This is a genomic window from Leucobacter sp. M11, assembly GCF_035726885.1.
Taxonomy (GTDB): domain Bacteria; phylum Actinomycetota; class Actinomycetes; order Actinomycetales; family Microbacteriaceae; genus JAPFRB01.
On the sequence record NZ_JAPFRB010000002.1, the window covers coordinates 547138 to 549233 of the forward strand.

2 protein-coding genes are annotated in these 2096 nt (G+C 70.9%); one reads left to right on the forward strand and one right to left on the reverse strand.

Translation table 11 applies throughout. The annotated features are described in order from the left end of the window. Nucleotides 1-5: 5 nt before the first annotated feature. Nucleotides 6-1052, reverse strand: coding sequence for a LysR family transcriptional regulator (locus OOT08_RS06950; protein ID WP_325091867.1), 1047 nt, complete (start codon nucleotides 1050-1052; stop codon nucleotides 6-8). Nucleotides 1053-1170: 118 nt separating this feature from the next. Here OOT08_RS06950 and OOT08_RS06955 point away from each other — a divergent pair. After that, nucleotides 1171-2096 (forward strand): amidohydrolase (locus OOT08_RS06955; RefSeq protein ID WP_325091868.1); only part of this gene is annotated, 926 nt, incomplete at its 3' end.

Sequence of the window (2096 nt, forward strand, 5' to 3'; positions counted from 1 at the left end):
GCTGATCAGGGACGAGGCGTGTGCTCGGCCGGGGCCGTCTCGTCGCCGACGCCGCTGCCAAACCAGGGCTGGGCGCCGAAGCCGACCGCGGCAGCTCCCCCGGGGCCCAGCTCGGACTCGGCCGGGAGGTCGTCCTCGCCCGCCTGGTAGCCGAGGTCCGTCAGGATTCGACTGAGGAAGCCCAGGAAGAGCTCGTTGCGCTGGGGGTCTGAGCCGCGGGCGGCGAGAGCGAACACCCCGCGGCTCAGTTCGATCTCGGGCACATTGAGCACCACGACGCCCGGCGGGAGTTCGTGCAACACAATCTCCGGCACAAAGGAGGCCGCGAAGCCGGCGGCCACAAGGTCGAGGGTGACCGCGAAGTCGTCCGAGCGGGCGACGGTTCGGGGGCGGAGATCGTGCGCCCGGAACAGCTCATCGATCATGGCGGCGTCGCTGGAGCCCGGGTGGTGGAACACCCAGGGCAGCCCGACGAGTTCCTTCGGGGAAACGGGCCCGCGCCCGTGCAGCCCCCAGGCCCCGGGGACGACGAAGCGCATTCGGTCGTCGCCCAGCCGGTGCACGCTCACGGACTGGGGCCAGCTCAGCCCGCTCTCCCCGACCCGGTAGACGAGGGCGACGTCGATCTCCTCGCCCGCGCGCATGGCCTGGATCGTGGGCGAGGGATCGGCCACGCTCAGCCGCAGTTGCAACCCGGTCGCCGCCCACTCCGGGGAGGACAGCAGTCGGGGCAAAAACAAGCGGGCGAGGCTGGGAAAGATGCTCACCCGCAGGTCGCGCCCGGAGCCCTCCCCCGCGTTCCCCGCGGCCTCGAGCAGCCGGTCGATCCCCGCGAGCACCGTGATCGCGTGCCGGGCCATCACGGTGGCCGCCTCGGTGAGCCGGACGCTCCGCGCCGAGCGCTCGAAGAGCCGCACGCCGGACTCCTGTTCGAGCGCGGACATCTGCTGCGAAACCGCCGAGGGGGTATACCCCAGGCGGTTCGCGGCCCCCGCGAAGGAGCCCAGCCGAACCACTTCGAGGAGGGTGCGCAGATGAATCGGATTGACCATTACTGTTCCTTATGCTCAGGGCGCTGAGGTGGCGAGGAAATCGCTTCACTCCGGGCAAATTCTCTCATAATCTGACTGAAGACCGCACTTGTTTGCAACGACGCCCCAAGGATTCCTAATGGTTACGACGCTTTTCCGCCACCCCCGCATCCACACGCTCGCGCCCGGGGCGGCGCCGGCGAGCGCGATTGCCGTGCGCGACGGCGTGATCCAGGCGGTCGGCGACTATCGGGAACTGGCCGAGCAGGCGCCGCAGGGCAGCCAGACGGTCGAACTGCCGGGGGCCGCGGTGCTCCCCGGCTTCCACGACGCACACATCCACGCCGGGAATCTGGCCCGCGAACACGACGCCCTCGACCTGCGCGGAGCCGACTCGCTCGAGACCGCCCTGGACCGGGTGCGCGCCCACGCCGAGGCGCACCCGGGCACGGGCTGGATCTTCGGCGGCCGCTGGGACGCCAACGCCTGGGCCGTCCCCCGGCAGCCGAACCGCTTCGACCTGGACCGGGTGTGCCCGGACCGCCCGATCGCCCTGCCCAGCGTTGACGGGCACACGATCTGGGTGAACAGCCGGGCCCTCGCCGAGGTCGGCATCGACGCCCGCACCCCGGACCCGGTGGGCGGGGTCATCGTGCGCGATGAGCTCGGCGAGCCCACCGGCATCTTCCGCGAGGCCGCAACCGCGCCCTTCGACGCGCTCCGGCACTCGCCGCACTCCGGCAACCTGGACGAGCAGCTCGCCCGCACCCAGCAGCGACTGCTCGCCCTCGGCCTGACCAGCATCACCGACATCGACGGGGAGGATGTCCGGGACGCGCTGCTCCGGATGCACGCCGCGCAGAGCCTCGACATCCGGGTACACAAGGCGATCCCGCTGACGGCGCTGACCGCCGCAATCGCCGAGGGGCGCTTCACCGGCCAGGGCGATGATGTCCTCAGCTGCGGCCCCGTCAAGATCTTCTCCGACGGGGCGCTCGGCTCCCACACCGCGCACATGAGCGAGGACTTTGCCGGGGAACCCGGAAACCGCGGCATCGAAATTGT